Source organism: Streptomyces sp. NPDC041940 (assembly GCF_055589465.1).
In genome coordinates this window covers 268,432-283,628 of the sequence record NZ_JBVJBP010000006.1, presented here as the reverse complement: position 1 = coordinate 283,628, position 15,197 = coordinate 268,432, and the positions used below count along the sequence as shown (strand labels likewise).

General features: G+C 70.2%; 16 protein-coding genes and 2 pseudogenes. 7 read left to right on the top strand and 11 right to left on the bottom strand.

What is annotated here, in order from left to right; translation table 11 throughout:
* Positions 1-40 precede the first annotated feature (40 nt).
* A complete protein-coding gene (locus ACZ6I3_RS13870) occupies positions 41-1,471 on the top strand; it encodes a dihydrolipoyl dehydrogenase family protein (protein ID WP_469414457.1) in 1,431 nt (476 codons plus the stop codon).
* Between the two features lie 292 nt (positions 1,472-1,763).
* On the opposite strand, the gene ACZ6I3_RS13865 is transcribed toward ACZ6I3_RS13870, so the two are convergent.
* On the bottom strand, positions 1,764-2,408 hold the full coding sequence (locus ACZ6I3_RS13865; protein ID WP_469414456.1) for a peptide deformylase: 645 nt from the start codon (positions 2,406-2,408) through the stop codon (positions 1,764-1,766).
* A gap of 168 nt (positions 2,409-2,576) precedes the next feature.
* Between ACZ6I3_RS13865 and ACZ6I3_RS13860 the strand changes: the two genes are divergently transcribed.
* On the top strand, positions 2,577-3,986 hold the full coding sequence (locus ACZ6I3_RS13860; RefSeq protein WP_469414455.1) for a PepSY-associated TM helix domain-containing protein: 1,410 nt from the start codon (positions 2,577-2,579) through the stop codon (positions 3,984-3,986).
* A 67-nt stretch (positions 3,987-4,053) separates the two neighbouring features.
* On the opposite strand, the gene ACZ6I3_RS13855 is transcribed toward ACZ6I3_RS13860, so the two are convergent.
* The 3 genes from ACZ6I3_RS13855 to ACZ6I3_RS13845 all read right to left on the bottom strand — a co-directional run bounded on the left by ACZ6I3_RS13855 (position 4,054) and on the right by ACZ6I3_RS13845 (position 5,437).
* The gene (locus tag ACZ6I3_RS13855) at positions 4,054-4,413 is read right to left on the bottom strand and encodes a tetratricopeptide repeat protein (RefSeq protein ID WP_189722398.1); all 360 of its coding nucleotides are present in this window, start codon (positions 4,411-4,413) and stop codon (positions 4,054-4,056) included.
* A 98-nt stretch (positions 4,414-4,511) separates the two neighbouring features.
* On the bottom strand, positions 4,512-4,958 hold the full coding sequence (locus ACZ6I3_RS13850; protein WP_469414454.1) for a MarR family transcriptional regulator: 447 nt from the start codon (positions 4,956-4,958) through the stop codon (positions 4,512-4,514).
* A complete protein-coding gene (locus ACZ6I3_RS13845) occupies positions 4,955-5,437 on the bottom strand; it encodes a MarR family winged helix-turn-helix transcriptional regulator (RefSeq protein ID WP_469414453.1) in 483 nt (160 codons plus the stop codon). Before ACZ6I3_RS13845 ends, ACZ6I3_RS13850 begins: the two co-directional genes overlap by 4 nt.
* 131 nt (positions 5,438-5,568) lie before the next feature.
* Between ACZ6I3_RS13845 and ACZ6I3_RS13840 the strand changes: the two genes are divergently transcribed.
* On the top strand, positions 5,569-6,534 hold the full coding sequence (locus ACZ6I3_RS13840) for a pirin family protein (RefSeq protein WP_469414451.1): 966 nt from the start codon (positions 5,569-5,571) through the stop codon (positions 6,532-6,534).
* A gap of 29 nt (positions 6,535-6,563) precedes the next feature.
* Here ACZ6I3_RS13840 and ACZ6I3_RS13835 read toward each other — a convergent pair whose 3' ends face one another.
* Together ACZ6I3_RS13835 and ACZ6I3_RS13830 are read right to left on the bottom strand one after the other, a co-directional pair.
* Positions 6,564-7,253, bottom strand: coding sequence for a maleylpyruvate isomerase family mycothiol-dependent enzyme (locus ACZ6I3_RS13835; RefSeq protein WP_469414449.1), 690 nt, complete (start codon positions 7,251-7,253; stop codon positions 6,564-6,566).
* A 32-nt stretch (positions 7,254-7,285) separates the two neighbouring features.
* Complete coding sequence (locus tag ACZ6I3_RS13830) at positions 7,286-7,795, bottom strand: GNAT family N-acetyltransferase (protein WP_469414565.1); 510 nt, start codon at positions 7,793-7,795, stop codon at positions 7,286-7,288.
* A 716-nt stretch (positions 7,796-8,511) separates the two neighbouring features.
* Between ACZ6I3_RS13830 and ACZ6I3_RS13825 the strand changes: the two genes are divergently transcribed.
* The gene (locus tag ACZ6I3_RS13825) at positions 8,512-9,063 is read left to right on the top strand and encodes a DinB family protein (protein ID WP_469414448.1); all 552 of its coding nucleotides are present in this window, start codon (positions 8,512-8,514) and stop codon (positions 9,061-9,063) included.
* A 180-nt stretch (positions 9,064-9,243) separates the two neighbouring features.
* Here the strand turns inward: ACZ6I3_RS13825 and ACZ6I3_RS13820 are convergent.
* Positions 9,244-9,540: pseudogene (locus tag ACZ6I3_RS13820) on the bottom strand (transposase); the annotation flags it as partial.
* 569 nt (positions 9,541-10,109) lie between these two features.
* Here ACZ6I3_RS13820 and ACZ6I3_RS13815 point away from each other — a divergent pair.
* Positions 10,110-10,394 carry a hypothetical protein gene (locus ACZ6I3_RS13815; protein ID WP_469414447.1) on the top strand — a complete coding sequence of 95 codons (285 nt, stop codon included), beginning with the start codon at positions 10,110-10,112 and terminating at the stop codon, positions 10,392-10,394.
* Here the strand turns inward: ACZ6I3_RS13815 and ACZ6I3_RS13810 are convergent.
* Both ACZ6I3_RS13810 and ACZ6I3_RS13805 read right to left on the bottom strand, forming a co-directional pair.
* The gene (locus tag ACZ6I3_RS13810; protein ID WP_469414446.1) at positions 10,391-10,774 is read right to left on the bottom strand and encodes a ribosomal protein L7/L12; all 384 of its coding nucleotides are present in this window, start codon (positions 10,772-10,774) and stop codon (positions 10,391-10,393) included. The genes ACZ6I3_RS13815 and ACZ6I3_RS13810 overlap by 4 nt on opposite strands.
* A gap of 937 nt (positions 10,775-11,711) precedes the next feature.
* On the bottom strand, positions 11,712-12,491 hold the full coding sequence (locus tag ACZ6I3_RS13805; protein WP_469414445.1) for an oxidoreductase: 780 nt from the start codon (positions 12,489-12,491) through the stop codon (positions 11,712-11,714).
* 79 nt (positions 12,492-12,570) lie between these two features.
* Between ACZ6I3_RS13805 and ACZ6I3_RS13800 the strand changes: the two genes are divergently transcribed.
* Entirely contained in the window at positions 12,571-13,011 is a 441-nt protein-coding gene (locus tag ACZ6I3_RS13800) for a MarR family winged helix-turn-helix transcriptional regulator (protein WP_469414444.1), read from the top strand.
* A 214-nt stretch (positions 13,012-13,225) separates the two neighbouring features.
* Here the strand turns inward: ACZ6I3_RS13800 and ACZ6I3_RS13795 are convergent, their stop codons facing one another.
* Positions 13,226-13,912, bottom strand: coding sequence for a TetR/AcrR family transcriptional regulator (locus ACZ6I3_RS13795; protein ID WP_469414442.1), 687 nt, complete (start codon positions 13,910-13,912; stop codon positions 13,226-13,228).
* Positions 13,913-14,010: 98 nt separating this feature from the next.
* Between ACZ6I3_RS13795 and ACZ6I3_RS13790 the strand changes: the two genes are divergently transcribed.
* Positions 14,011-14,934, top strand: coding sequence for an SDR family oxidoreductase (locus ACZ6I3_RS13790; protein ID WP_469414440.1), 924 nt, complete (start codon positions 14,011-14,013; stop codon positions 14,932-14,934).
* A 54-nt stretch (positions 14,935-14,988) separates the two neighbouring features.
* Here the strand turns inward: ACZ6I3_RS13790 and ACZ6I3_RS13785 are convergent.
* Positions 14,989-15,183, bottom strand: a pseudogene (locus ACZ6I3_RS13785) (IS630 family transposase); the annotation flags it as partial.
* Positions 15,184-15,197: the final 14 nt, after the last annotated feature.

Sequence of the window (15,197 nt, the reverse complement as noted above, 5' to 3'; positions counted from 1 at the left end):
CCGTGTGGCCAGGGCGCACACCACCCACCAGACTGACCCCATGACGGAAACGGAAACCAATGCGTACGACGTCGTGGTGCTCGGGGCCGGGCCCGTGGGGGAGAACGTCGCTGACCGCGTCCGCGCGGCCGGTCTGACCTCCGCGGTCGTGGAGAGCGAACTGGTCGGCGGCGAGTGCTCGTACTGGGCGTGCACGCCCAGCAAGGCGCTACTGCGGCCGGTCATCGCCCGGGCGGAAGCCCGCCGCGTACCCGGCCTGAGCCAGTCGGTGCAGGGCCCCCTCGACGCCGCCGCGGTCCTCGCCCACCGGGACTACTACACCTCCCACTGGAAGGACGACGGCCAGGTCCGGTGGCTCGACGGCATCGGCGCCGACCTGTACCGCGGCCACGGGCGGCTCACCGGCCCCCGTACGGTGACGGTCACCGGCCCCGACGGCGCCGTGCGCGTCCTGACCGCCCGGCACGCCGTCGCCGTCTGCACCGGCAGCCGCGCGTCCCTGCCCAAGCTGCCAGGACTCGACGAGGTCAAGCCGTGGACCAGCCGGGAGGCCACCAGCTCGCAGAGCGTGCCCGGCCGGCTGATCGTGGTCGGCGGCGGCGTGGTCGCCACCGAGATGGCCACGGTCTGGCAGGCCCTCGGCTCCCAGGTCACCATGCTGGTCCGCGGCAAGGGCCTGCTTCCCCGGATGGAGCCGTTCGCCGGGGAGCTGATCGCCGAGGCGCTCACCGAGGCCGGCACGGACGTCCGCACCGGCACGTCGGTCGGGTCGGTGACCCGCGAGGGCGGCACCGTCGTGGCCGTCACCGACACGGGTGACCGCGTCGAGGCCGACGAGATCCTCTTCGCCATCGGCCGCGCGCCACGCACCGACGACATCGGCCTGGAGACGATCGGCCTGGACCCCGGCTCCTGGCTGCCGGTCGACGACAGCCTCCGCGTCACCGGCCACGACTGGCTCTACGCGGTCGGCGACGTCAACCAGCGCGCCCTGCTCACCCACCAGGGCAAGTACCAGGCGCGCATCGCGGGCGCCGCCATCGCGGCGCGGGCCACGGGGGAAACCCTCCGCGCCCAGCCCTGGGGCGCCCACAGCGCGACCGCCGACCACGCCGCCGTCCCCCAGGTCGTCTTCACCGACCCGGAGGCGGCGGCGGTGGGCCTGTCCCTGGCCGAGGCCGAGCAGGCAGGGCACCGTGTGAAGTCCGTCGACGTGGACCTCTCCACCGTCGCCGGCGCCGGTCTGTACGCCGACGGCTACAAGGGCCGCGCCCGCATGGTCGTCGACGTCGAGGCCGAGATCCTCCGCGGAGTGACCCTCGTGGGCCCGGGCGTCGGCGAACTGATCCACTCCGCGACGATCGCCGTGGCCGGAGAGGTCCCGGTCAGCCGCCTGTGGCACGCGGTCCCGTCCTACCCGACGATCAGCGAGGTGTGGCTGCGGCTGCTGGAGGCGTACCGGGACGCGTGACCGGCCTGGTCACGCGTGCGCGGCCACCACCAACTCCCGGTGGCCGTCGCCTCGGGCAGCAGCACCCCAGCGTGTCCAACGCGCCTTCGTCGTGGGTGACCATGACGATCGCGCCCGGGTAGGTGCCCACCGCGGCCAGGACCTCGGCTCGGGAGGCCGGGTCTTCTCGCCGTCGGTGAGGCGCGGGGCGGCACCACCCGGCCGCCGTCGGGTGTGTCCCGACCCGCGAGGAGGCGCAACAGGGTCTAGGAAATTCGGGGCGTGGACATGGGCGTCACGGTAGCCCTGTGCCCTACGGCAGCTCGAACCCGAGTGCCCGCGCGGCCTCCTGTGGCGTCGGCTGAGCCCAGCGCTCCGCCATCGCCAGGTTGGACGACAGCGAACGCGGCTCGGCCCGGTCCAGATACAGGACACCGTCGAGGTGGTCCGTCTCGTGCTGCACGATCCGTGCGGGCCAGCCGGAGAACACCTCGTCCAGCGCACGCCCGTGCTCGTCCTGCCCGGTCAGCCGCACCTCGGCGGGCCGCGCCACCACCGCCTGCCAGCCCGGCACGCTCAGACAGCCCTCGAAGAACGCGGCCCGCGCGCCGCCGACCGGCTCGTAGGCGGGATTGACCAGCACCCGGAAGGGCTGCGGCACCCGCCCGCGCGCCAGCCGCACGTCCTCCGGCACCGGAGCGGGGTCCTCGATCACCGCGATCCTGAGCGGCACACCGACCTGGGGCGCCGCCAGGCCGACTCCCGGCGCCGCGCGCATGGTGACCCGCAGGGCCTCGACGAACCGGGCCAGCAGCGCGGGCTCAAGCTGACCGTCGTACGGCTCGGTGCCCCGCCGCAGCACCGGGTCCCCGGCCGCGACGATGGTCAACGGGGAGCCGTCCGCGAGGAGTTCCTCGACCCGCTCGGCAAGCGGTGCGCGATCACTCGGAGTTCCCATCGCGTCAGGATGACACGGCACCCTCCCCGCTTACGTGACGCACGTCACATGTACTCGTCGGGAACTGAACGCCCCTCCGCCCCGACTACTGCACCGCAACACCACCACCGTCCCGCGAACGACGACCACCGCAACGGCCAAGCAGACGTCCCCCGGAGAAGCCCGCCGATGACCACCGCTCCCTCGACCACCACGGACGAGGCCCCGCAACCAGCCACCCCGGCACCCTCGAAGAGCAGCTGGGCCCCCTTGCGCCCGCTCGTCCTTCGTCTGCACTTCTACGCCGGGGTGCTGGTGGCGCCGTTCCTCCTCGTCGCCGCCGTCACCGGCCTGCTGTACGCCGCCTCCTTCCAGGTCGAGAAGGTCGTGTACGACCACGAACTGACCGTCCCCGTCGGCGAGCGGAAGCTGCCGATCAGCGAGCAGGTGGCCGCCGCCCGCAAGGCCCACCCCGAGGGCACCATCTCGGCCGTACGCCCCTCGCCCGAGGCGGACGCGACGACCAGGGTCATGCTGTCCGGCGTCCCGGGCGTCGACGAGGGCCACGCGCTCGCCGTGTTCGTCGACCCGTACACCGCGAAGGTGCGCGGTTCCCTCGAACAGTACGGCTCGACCGGCGCGCTGCCGCTGCGCACCTGGATCGACGAGTTCCACCGGGACCTCCACCTGGGCGAGACAGGGCGGTACTACAGCGAGCTGGCGGCCAGCTGGCTGGGGGTGATCTCGGCCGGCGGACTGGTGCTGTGGTTCTCCCGCCGCCGGGCCCTGCGCAAGGTGCGAGGCACGAACGGACGGCGCCGCACGCTCGGACTGCACGGCACCGTCGGCGTGTGGGCGGCGGCCGGGTTCTTCTTCCTCTCGGCGACCGGTCTCACCTGGTCGGCCTACGCCGGCGCCAACATCGACGAGCTGCGCACCTCGCTGGGCCATGCCACCCCGTCGGTGTCGGCGGCGGCGGGCGGTGAACACTCCGGCCACGGCGCCGCGGCCGGGCAGGCGGGAGACGCCGCGCACGGCGTGGGCCTGGACAAGGTCCTGGCGGCGGCGCGGGCCGAGGGCCTCGGCGACCCGGTGGAGATCGTGCCGCCGGCCGACGCGACCTCGGCGTACGTCGTCAAGCAGGTGCAGCGCAGCTGGCCCGAGAAACAGGACTCCGTCGCGATCGACCCGTCCAGCGGCGAGGTCATGGACGTGCTGCGGTTCGCCGACTACCCCGTGCTCGCGAAGCTCACCCGGTGGGGCATCGACCTGCACACCGGCATCCTGTTCGGCCTGGCCAACCAGATCGTCCTGATGCTGCTCACGCTCTCCCTGATCCTGCTGATCGTGTGGGGCTACCGCATGTGGTGGCAGCGTGGCCGCGGCTCCGCCTTCGGCCGGCCGATCCCGCGCGGCGCCTGGCAGCAGGTACCCCCGCAGATCCTGGTCCCGCTGCTGGCCGGCGTCGCCGTGCTCGGCTACTTCCTGCCACTGTTCGGAATCCCGCTGGCGGCCTTCCTCGCCGTCGACATCCTGCTGGGCGAGATCGCCCACCGGCGGGGAAAGCGGTCGTACGGAACCGGGACGCCGGCGCGGTAGCGAACGGCCCTCTGTCGACCGGTGCCCGGCTCCACAAGGAGCCGGGCACCGCTCGTATCACCGACGGTCAGCGCTGCTCGAAGTCGCCCGCGAGCGCCGAGGCGATCCGCAGATGCGACTCCGCCTCCTCGTACCGCCCCTGCCGCTGGAGCGTGCGGCCGAGCATCAGGCGGGCATAGTGCTCGACGGGGTCGCGCTCGACGATCGTCCGCAACTCGGTCTCCGCACGCCACAGTTGGGCCGAGTGGTAGTAGGAGCGCGCCAGCAGCAGCCGCGGCCCGGTCTGCTCGGGCACCTCCTCGACCAGCCCGACCAGGACCCGCGCGGCGGCGGCGTAGTCCTTGGCGTCGAAGAACAACTGCGCGCGCTCCCAGCGCTCCGCCGGTGTTCCATGGGCGTAGTACGTGGCGTCGTAGGTCGTGTTCACTCGGGGCCTCCTTCGAGGCCGACAACCAGGCCGGTTGGTTCAATATTCCACTACCTGGGCGGGCCTGGCGGGCCTGCCAGTGAGTCCTGAGCGGGCCGCTACTCCGCCAGGGACGCCAGCTCGGCGTCGGCCCGCTCGGTGATCAGGCTCAGCACCCGGCCGGCGACGGCCAGGTCCTCCGCCGGTATGCCGTCGTAGATCCGGGCGGTGAGGGGCGCCGTCTCGCGGGAGGTCCTGTCGTAGAGCTCCCGCCCGGCATCCGTGATCCGTACGCCCGACGCCTCGTCCGGGGCCAGCAGCCGCGCGGCGATCAGCTCGTCGATCACGCCGTGAACCTCCGTCGCGCCGGTCTTCAGTGCGCCCGTGACCCCGTCGACGAGTTGCTCGCGCCCGACCGGGCCCTCGGCGACGGCCGCGAGGCGGAGGGTGACGGACTGCTGAAAGGTGACGCCGTGCCGGGCCAGTACGTTCTCGAGGATCGCCCGGCCGGCGTAGTGGGCCAGGGCGATGACGCGGGGGCCGACCAGGGGTGTGGTGGTGGTCATGACTGCTCCGTCTCGTTCTCGCTGGAGGGATCAAGAGGTGCGTCGAGCAGGGCCGTCAGGTCGCGCGTGAACTCCCTCGCACGCGCGCTGTCGAGACCGCCGAGCGGCTCCAGAAGCTGCTGAAGCAGCCCCTGTACGACGGTGATCGCCCGAGCGGTGACGTCACGCCCCTGCTCGGTGAGCGCGAGCTGCACCGCGCGCGGGTCGCGCGGGTCCCGGGTGCGCTCCAGGAGGCCGGCGGCCTCCAACGCGCGGGCGAGCTTCGACACATAGAGCGGCTCGAGTCCGGTGTGGTCGGCGAGACGCCGCTGACTGGGCCGTTCGCCCGAACGCCGCATGCCGTACAGCGAGGCCATGAGCGAGTACTGCGCATGGGTCAGCCCCAGTGGGGCGACGGCCCGGTCGACGGCCACCCGCCACTTCATCGACAGCCGCCACACCAGGAAGCCCGGGGTCGCGCCTTCGGAACCATTGCTCATGGCCGATACGGTACATGGCTACTATGTACATGGCTACTATATTCGGAAGGTGCGCGGGATCGGCCGCCCGGATGCCGCAGTGGCGCAGTGACGCGCTGACGCCAGGCCTCCCGCCGGACTAGGTTGTGGCCATGAGCAATCTTGAGCGCGAGGCGGCCCCCGCTCTCTGCGGTGGCCGGGGCTTCGTGGTGGCGGAGCCGGTGCGTGAACTCCTCAGTCCTCGGCGCGTCAAACTGGGCGAGTCCAGCGAGGTCCGCAGGCTGCTGCCCAACCTCGGCCGCCGGATGGTCGGGGCCTGGTGCTTCGTCGACCACTACGGCCCCGACGACATCGCCGACGAGCCCGGTATGCAGGTGCCGCCGCATCCCCACATGGGTCTGCAGACGGTGAGCTGGCTGCACGAGGGGGAGGTGCTGCACCGCGACTCCACCGGCAGCCTCCAGACGATCCGCCCGCGCGAACTGGGCCTGATGACCTCCGGCCGGGCGATCAGCCACTCCGAGGAGAGCCCTCGCTCGCACGCCCGTTTCCTGCACGGCGCACAGCTCTGGGTCGCCCTCCCGGACGGCCACCGCCACACCGACCCGCGCTTCGAACACCACGCCGACCTGCCGGTCGTCACGGCACCCGGCGTCAGGGCCACGCTGATCCTCGGAGACCTCGACGGCGCGACCTCACCCGGCACGGCGTACACCCCGATCGTGGGCGCCGACCTGTCCCTGACCCGAGGCGCGGACGTCCGCCTCCCCCTGGAACCGGACTTCGAGTACGCCGTCCTGTCCATGTCCGGCGAGGCCCACGTCGACGGCGTCCCGGTCCTGCCCGGCTCGATGCTCTACCTCGGCTGCGGCCGACGCGAACTGCCCCTGCGGGCGGAGTCGGACGCGTCCCTGATGCTCCTGGGCGGCGAGCCGTTCGAGGAGGAGTTGATCATGTTCTGGAACTGGATCGGACGGACCCAGGAAGAGATCGTGCAGGCTCGTCAGGACTGGATGGAAGGGACACGGTTCGGCGAGGTGAAGGGCTACGACGGCGCCCCGCTGCCCGCACCTGCGCTGCCTCCAGTGCCGCTCAAGCCACGCGGAAGGGCTCGCTGACCTGTAGGAATGACTGACGGCTGACGAGGTCACAGACGGTCATGGCGCTGTGGAGGGTGGGGCGGCCAGGGCCCGAGAGCAGGCAGTTCCTCCGCCGCCACTGGTGACACAACGGGGCTACGTCCGGCCAGCCAGGCCGCCAGGTCGCGCAGGCCCCCGGTAACCACCGTGCCCGGCGGCCCGTCGCCGGCGGACCACTGGCGGCTCACGTCCTCGGCACGGAGGCGTGCGCCTGCCGGCAGGCGGCCGAGGAGGAAGTCGATGGTGTGTGCGGACAGGTCCTCGGGCCAGTCGTCCGGGCGCACGCCGAGTTCCAGATCGACCATGTGGATCCATGCCTCGCGCCAGCGTGCGAAGACGGTGGCGGCAAGGTTCGCGTTGCGGAACGTGACCGGCCGGCGCCAGTCCATGTCGGTGGCGCGTGCCCAGGATGCCTCCAGCCCGGCCGTGTGCGCGGCGAGTTGCGCGCGGTGCTGGGCTGCGCTGCGGCCAGCCGTCGCCTCGATGATCGCGTTGCGCTCGTCGACCCCGCCGTCGTAGCCCGCTACAAGTTCACCGCGCAGGGCATGTTCAGCGAGACGGGCGAACATTCTCGCGTTGTCGGTGAGATGCGCGAGGACGTGGCCGCGTGACCAACCCGGAAGGGCGGATGCCTCGGCGACCTGCTGATCGCTCAGTCCGGCCACGAGCCTTTCCAGTGTCCGGTGGGCTTCGATCACAGCTGCGATTGGAGGTTGCATGACCCTCCGCCCTACAGGGCCGGAGTCTGGCTGAGGACTGCCGGCACCTGGGCAGCGAGTTCCTTGAGTGGTTCACCGCTCAGCCGGCATACCGTCCACTCGTTCAGCAGCTCCACGCCGAGTGACTTGTAGAAGTCGATCGTCGGTTCGTTCCAGGCCAGGACCCACCACTCGAAGCGCTCGTAGCCGCTCTGTTGACAGATCGCGGCCAATGAGGCGAGCAGTGCCTTGCCGTGTCCTCCACCGCGGGCGTGCGACCGCACGTAGAGGTCCTCCAGGTGCATGCCGCGCGTGCCGGTCCAGGTCGAGAAGCGGGGGAACCACAGGGCAAAGCCCACGGCCTGACCCGTCTCGTCGTCCTCAGCGATCAGGGCGAACGCAGCGGGACGTTCTCCGAACAGTGCCTCGCGGAGCTGCTCCTCGGTTGCTCGGGCCTGCTCAGCAGCCCGTTCGTACTCGGCGAGTTCGCGGATCATCGCGCGGATCTCCGCGATGTCGTCCACAGTGGCGGCCCGGATCATGTCGGAGATCATCGACCACCGCACCGAACCGTGTCCATCGGATTCCGCGTCTTCTGCGCTGCCTGCACCCGACCGTGGTCTTCGCCTCGACGGGCGGTCTGCGGAACACGTCCCTGGCTGGGCCGGCAGGCACGCCCACGGCTGGGACCACGCTGAGGAGCCCGACGCCCCCGACTGCCCGCCGGGCCCTCGGTCGGCCTGGCCTCGTGCCAGGCCGATCCCGCCAACGCACACGCCCGCATCACCCGGCTCACCACCCAGACCCGGCGCCCGGAGCGTCGGCTCTCCGAGCTGACGGGCGAGCAGGCGTGGCGGGAATCGGGACTCGGTGCCCCCGCAGACCAGGAAGAGCTGAGTCGTCACGTCAGCCGGCGTGCGAATTGCGCTGGTGCCGCGTGGTATTGCTCCTTGAAAGAGCGGATGAAGTCGCTGCTGTCGGTGAAATGCCAGAGCGCGGCGGCCTCGGAGACGGTGAGCCATGACCCGGTCAACGACCACCGCGAACGCAGGGCTTCGTCCGGCAGGAAGCGGACGCAGGTCCCGGTTCGGCGACACTGGTCACCCGCAGAACGGACCAGGTGAAGTCGCAGTACGGCGATGCTGGACAGCTGAGTCGGCCAAGGCGTGTCCGGCGGATCTTTTGGTTCTGGGTGATGGATTCGTTGCGGTTCACCCGTCGGTTGCACTGACAGCTCGGTTCGCTATGGTCTGCGGCCATGACTGAGAGCACAACGGAAGCTTGGCCGGAACCTCCCCTCGCCGGCACCGAGGCGGCAGCCGTCCTCGGTGCCCTCGAACGGCAGCGGGCTACCCTGGCCTGGAAGTGCTCCGGCCTGGACGCCTCCGGCCTTCGCGCCACACTCGGCACGTCCACCATCACTCTGGGCGGCCTCCTCAAGCATCTGGCGCACGTAGAGGACAGTCACTTCGCCCGGCTGTGGCTCGGCTCCCCCGTCGAGGCTCCCTGGGACGGCGTCGACTGGGACAGCACCCCCGACTGGGACTATCGCTCCGCTGCGGAGGACACCCCCGAGCAACTGCGCACTCTCTGGCAGGAATCAGTCGCCCGCTCCCGTGCCATCGTCGACAAGGCGCTCAGCACGGGCGGGCTGGACCAGCTCGGCGCCTACGTCACCCGTAGCGGCGAACGCCCCAACCTCCGCCGCATTCTTCTTGACCTCATCGAGGAGTACGCCCGCCACGCCGGTCACGCCGACCTCATCCGTGAATCCGTCGACGGGCTCACGGGCGAGGATCCGCCGAGGTGAACTGAAGTACGCCGTGGGGGGATGGTCAGCCTTCATCATGCTCACCGCTGACAAGAGTGAGTTCCTGTCAAGTGATCACGGCCGGAGCCATGGCCGGATCGCGGCGATGGTCACGGTGGCAGCACTTGTGCATAAGTTTGGGCTCTGGTCCACTCGCTGTGGTGTTGTGACTCTCGGATACGCCAATAGGACTGGTTTGCGCAGGAGTTCGAAGCCTGCGCGGCCGAACATCTGGCGCTTGAGCCTCTTGATCCGGTTGACATGGCCTTCCACCACGCCGGAGTTCCAGGGCAGCGTAAGGCCCGCGGTGACAGCGTCGAGGTCGCGTTCGAGGTGCTGGGCGAAGTGCCGAAGACTGGGCAGGTCGGTAGTGGCGGCGGCCGCTTCGATCCAGGTCGGCAACTGATGGCCCTGAAGGTGAGCGACCATCTGGCCGAAGGAGCGCACGTGCTCGGAGAGTGCTGCCGGCTCAGGGCAGTTGGCGGGCGGGGCCGACCGGTTGGGGCTTGCCGCGAAGGTTCCTGCTGACGTAGTCGCGGACGGCGGCGTTACCCCGGGGATAGCCTTGTTCCTTGATCTCCTCCCATAGTTTCCAGGCGTTGGTGCAGCCTTCCTGCCACCGCTGATCGAGGTGGGGGTTGTAGGCGTCGAGCCTGGTCGGACGGTTTTGCCACTGCCCGGGGCGACCCGCTCCTGTGGGGTGAGGTGCCGTCTCTCGTCGCCGGAGAGATGGTTGTCGTTCATTGTGGACGTTCCAGGATGTGGTGGCCGGCGCGCAGGGTGCTGGCCATGGCCGTCAGGAACGGATCGACTGTTCCGAGCTCGGGACGAAGCTCGCGCTGACGGCACCGGGGTCGACGGAGTCGTGGGCCTTGTCGTATACGTCGAGTACGGAACCGGCCGGGTCGCTGCCACAGCGGACCGTGCTACTCGGAGGTTTCACGGCTGACGCGAGCATGCTCAGCCGCGGCCTTCAGCCGCTGTCGTCCCAGGACATGACCGACGGTCGGGATGCGAGGTGGTTCCTCCCGTTGGAGGGTGGAGTCATGAACCAGCACCACCATCAGTCCCATGGGGCGATCGAGATCGACACCCGGCTCGTCACGACCGGGGCCGTGCTCACGGCGGCCGGTGCCGTGGTGGCGTGCGCCGGCATGGCCATCGGGGCCTTCGCTGTGTTCACGGCAGGTCGGCGCATGATCCGCGACATGGACGTGCCTCCGTCCCAGCAGGCGGCCGCGAAGTGGCAGCAGGCCAAGGAGGCGTCCCGAGCGGGTGTGCGGGCTTGGCAGTCCGCGTCTGACGCCCAGAACGGGTCGCCCGCCCGCTAAGGCGTGTCTCTCAGGTCTGGCTGTGAGTTCGTCAGCAGTGGCCGCACCCAGTCCGTTGCCGGTGGGTAACTCGCGCGGCAGGTCTGGGGAGGCCATGGCCCACTACACGGGGCTGGGTCGAGCGGACCGGCCTCTCGCGTGACAGCGCGGTCGCACCAGTCGCACAGCACTGTCGCATGGGCACCCGCCGTCTCAAGGACCTCGGCCGCGTCTTGGGCTGCTTCGAGCCAGTCGGGTTCCGTGACCGCCACTGGCGCACTGTCCAGCAGAACCTTGCTATTCCATAGGCTGAGGCCAGTGACCGTTCGGATCGCGCGGACCGCCTCCATCTTGGGGTCTCCGGCCCCCGTCAGCAGGACTCGGAATCCTGGCTCTTCCACATACCCTCCCCGGCGGCCTCAACCTCCTACGACGTCGTCACGCCCCGCCTGGACTCGGCCACCTTGATGATCGCAGTTCGCGCCCTGTACCTGGACCAGGCCCGCCTGCGCCTGGACGCGGAGCGCGAGGCACCGGCCGGCGGCCGGTTCGAGGTGCTCGGCGAGGCCTTCACCCGCGCGAAGAGGCGCCGATCCACCTGGGCCTACGACCATGCCGGGGCCGCCGGGAGATCCAGTACCGGCTGCCCACGACCGGGGAGGTGGCGCCGCTGCTGCAGATCGCACCGTCCAAGACCGACCAGGAGCGTGTCCTGCTGGTCGGCCCCGACTCGCCGACGTCCTGAGCACCATCATCACCCGCATCCGCCCTGCGCCCCAGCGAGGAACCCACTGCAGACGAGTGGGACGCCTTCATCGGCCACTTCGAGCGCCGCAAGCTCTCCATCGGCATCTGCGCTCGCGCATTCGGCACCGCGTGCATCCACGAACACGCCTGCGTACGCTGCTCGATCCTCCGTCCCGAGCCCGACCGGCAGGGCCGACTGGTCGAGATCCGGGACACCCTCCTGGCCCGCATCATCGAGGCGGAGTGAGGGCTGGCTGGGCGAGCTGGAAGGGCTCGAGGTCAGTCTTGCTTCCACGACATCGCCGGCCGGGACGGCACCTCACTGCTGCGGCCCGAGTGAGGCGCCCTCGCCTGCCGAGCCCCCGACCAGCTCATCGGGGTCTCGGTACCGGCTGCTGTCGGCCGCCTGGGCCACGCTGCCTACTCTTGGTGCCCCAGTCTCACGATCATGTTCGGGTGGCGCTCGCTGAGCGCCTTCAGGGCGAGCAGGCTCTTGACGCGACGACGACATGAGCCATGGGTCGGACCTCCGTGTTTGTGGGTTGGGGTGCTGGATTCTGCGCGCCGCCGCGGCGGGCTTGAATAGCTGGTTCAGACCGTCTTGATGGTGCCGCCGTCGATGACGTAGTCGGCGCCGGTGATGTTGCCGGCCACGTCGGACAGCAGGAACGCGATCAGGGCCGCGACCTCTCCGGCTTCGCTCATGCGGCCGGTCGTGATGTTCTGGGACTTCGCGATCTGTTCGACGAATTCGGCGAGGCTGACACCTGCTGCCGCGGCCAGCTGGGCGACCGGGCCGTTGGGGTCCTCGTAGACGGTGGTGCGGACCAGGCCGGGAGAGACGGTGTTCACGCGCACGCCTTGGGGGCCGAACTCCTCGGCCAGGGACTTGCCGAGCGCGGTGACCGCCGCCTTGACGGCGCTGTAGCTGGCCGGGACGCCCTGGGGCATCCGGGCGACGGTGGAGGAGATGTTGACTACCGCGCCACGACGCTCGATCAGGCTGGGCAGGGCCGCGCGTGTGGCGCGGACGGTGGCGAGCACGTTGATGTCGAACATGTGGGTCCACTGGGTGTCGCCGGCATCGAGGAAGCCCATGACGGCCTCGTCCCCGCCGCCCACGTTGTTCACCAGCAGGTCGATGCCGCCCAGCTCTGTCAGCGCGCCGTCGATGAGGGCGGCGACGCCTTCCGCGGTGCTCAGGTCCGCCGACACGGCGTGGGCGCCGGTTTCCTTCAGCTCGGGCGTGATGGTGCGGGCGGCGCCCACGACGCGGACGCCTTCGTCGATCAGGGTCCGGACGGTGGCCAGCCCGATGCCCCGGCTGGCGCCGGTGACGACGGCGGTCTTGCGGGTGAGGTTGAGGTTCATGAGGCTTCCTAAATGCATATGACTTGAATGCTTCAAGCCATATCTATCATGGGTTGAAGTAGTTTGCTAGCCTGGAGCCATGGCGATGACACGGGAGCAGGCGGAAGCGCAGTGGGAGCTGGGCAAGCTGGTGCACGACCTGGACATGCAGAGCAATGCGCGCATGCGTGAATGGGTGACCGGGCTCGGCCTGACCGTCGCGCAGGCCTCGGCCCTGCGCGAGATGACCGGCCCGATGACCATGCGCGAGCTGGCCGGGCGGATGAGCTGCGAACCGTCCAACGCCACCGTCGTGATCGACAAGCTGGAGACCATGCGGCTGATAGAGCGCCGCCCTCACCCCACCGACCGCCGGGCCAAGCAGCTCGTCCTGACCCCCGAGGGCACCGAGTTGCGGGAGCGACTGCTGAAGGCCCTGGCCGAGGAACCCCTTTTCGCCGACCTGACGCAGGACGAGCAGGATGCGCTGGAAGGTCTGCTCAAGCGGGCCCTCTCCCGCGATGAAGTCCTCCAGGCGTGACGGCGTCAGACAATCGAACGGCCTGTACGCGGTCTCCTGGCCGAGTTCGTGGACGCCAGCAGATGCAGCACGTGTGGTGGTATCGCCGTTTCAGGTGAAGTCCCGGGCACCGACGGCTGACTGTTCGGCCTGTTCGAGATCCTCGACTGTGACTTCTCCCGGGCAGGCGAAGTCGTGCGGCAGCTCGTTCTGGGATGTCGTTTAGGAGCGGCGCTCAGGTGATCGGGCTGGCCTTTGCCGTCTGCTGGCGGGCCAGGAGGCCGGAGGCGGTTACCGCTGCCGTGCGGCGCACCAGGTCGATGAAGTCGATGCGCATGCCGGCCAGCGCCGGGTCGGAGGCGTAGGCGCTCTGCACCGACTCCGAGGGGCGGCTGCAGGGCCAGGCCGTCATCGCCATCAGCAAGGTGGTCTCCACCAGGGCCACCGAGCCCTCCAGGCCGAGCTCGGGAAGGTGCCGCGCCACGAGCCGGACCAGTGCCTCGATCGACTCTCGTGCCGCGAGCTTGTGGTCGATGGCGACCTCTGCGGAGATGTTGTGCTCCAGTACCGCGGCCTGTGCGCTGAACAGGTCGCACAGCACCGGCCGCTCGGACATCGAGGTGGCCAGGAGTTCGGCGAGGCGGTCCCCGCGCTCACGCGGCGTGCCCTCGCCGGGCGGCGCGGTGCGCTCCAGCGCGGCGATCCAGTCCTTCACCTCGGCGTCCAGCAGAACGAGCAGGACGGCCTCACGCGACTCGAAGTAGCGCAGCACGTTCGCCTTGGCCAGTCCGACGCGCCGGCTCAGCTCGTTCAGGCTCAGCTGCGCGACGGGCATCTCGGTCAGCATCGCGGCGGCGGCCTCAAGGATCTGCCGGCGGCGCTGGGCGCGCTGTTCGTCGGTGCGTGCTCGCTGGAAGGCCATATCCACATATTACATACCGACGGTACTTTGCTAAGTGACCGGAGGTACGTTACCGTTGGGCGGAGACAAAGTACCGGCAGTACGTAATGGAGTCCGTCATGTACCAGGTCCCCGACCAGCACGGAAAGCTCGCCGTCGCCACCGGCGCGAACAGTGGCACCGGCAAGGCCGCCGCCACCGCCCTCGCCGCAGCGGGAGCCACGGTGATCCTCGCCGTGCGCACCCTCTCCAAGGGTGAGCAGGCCCAGCGCGACATCCTCGCCGCCCACCCCGGCGCCCAGGTCGAGGTACGCCACCTCGACCTGGCCGACCTGGACTCCGTCCGCACCTTCGCCGACGGCCTGATCGCCGACGGCAGGCCGCTGGACCTGCTGCTGAACAATGCCGGCGTGATGATGCCCCCGGTCCGCCACGAGACCAAGGACGGCTTCGAGCTGCAGTTCGGCAGTAACTTCCTGGGCCCCTTCGCTCTCACCGTCCGCCTGCTCCCGCTGCTGCTCATGGCCCCCGCCCCGCGCGTGGCGACGATGAGCAGCGGCCAGGCCGCCCGCGGCACCATCCGCTTCGACGACCTCAACGCGACCACCGGCTACAAGCCCATCCCCGCCTACGCGCAGTCCAAGCTCGCCGACCTGCTGATGAGCCAGCACCTGGCCGACCTGGCCGTGCAGAACGGGTGGCCACTGCTGTCCACCGGCGCGCACCCGGGCAGCGCCCGCACCAACATCGCCGCCAACGGCCCGACCATGGGCGGCCGCCCGCCGCTGCTCCTGCAGATCCTCGGCCGCCTGGTGCCCTCGCAGGACGCCACCGGCGGCGCCCAGCCGCTGCTGCGCGCCGCCACCGACCCGGACGCTCAGCAGGCCGCCTACTACGGGCCCCGCTGGTCCATGGTCGGCCCGCCCGTCCCGGCGAAGCTCCCGCGCACGGCGACCGACAAGCAGGTCGCGGCCCGGCTGTGGGCCGAAGCCGAAAAGCTCACCGGCGTCTCCGTCCTCCACGAACTCGCCACTACGACTTGATCCACTTCCGATACACGCCCTAGTTGTGCTGTGACCTCGCCGGGTTGGGCGGGATCAGGCCGCGGCCGGCAGTGGCCTGCCGCCCCAGCGGAGACCTCGTTCGCTTCGGATGCGTGCGGGTTCGCGTCATTGGGCGGCCAGGACGTCGAGGTGGCGGACGTTGTTGTTGCGCCGGCGCAGGTAGGCGTGCCGGGCCCGGGCCTGGACGGTGTGGTTCGGATGGTTCGAGTTGGCCAGGGTGAACTGCCGAGGAAGTGGACGCG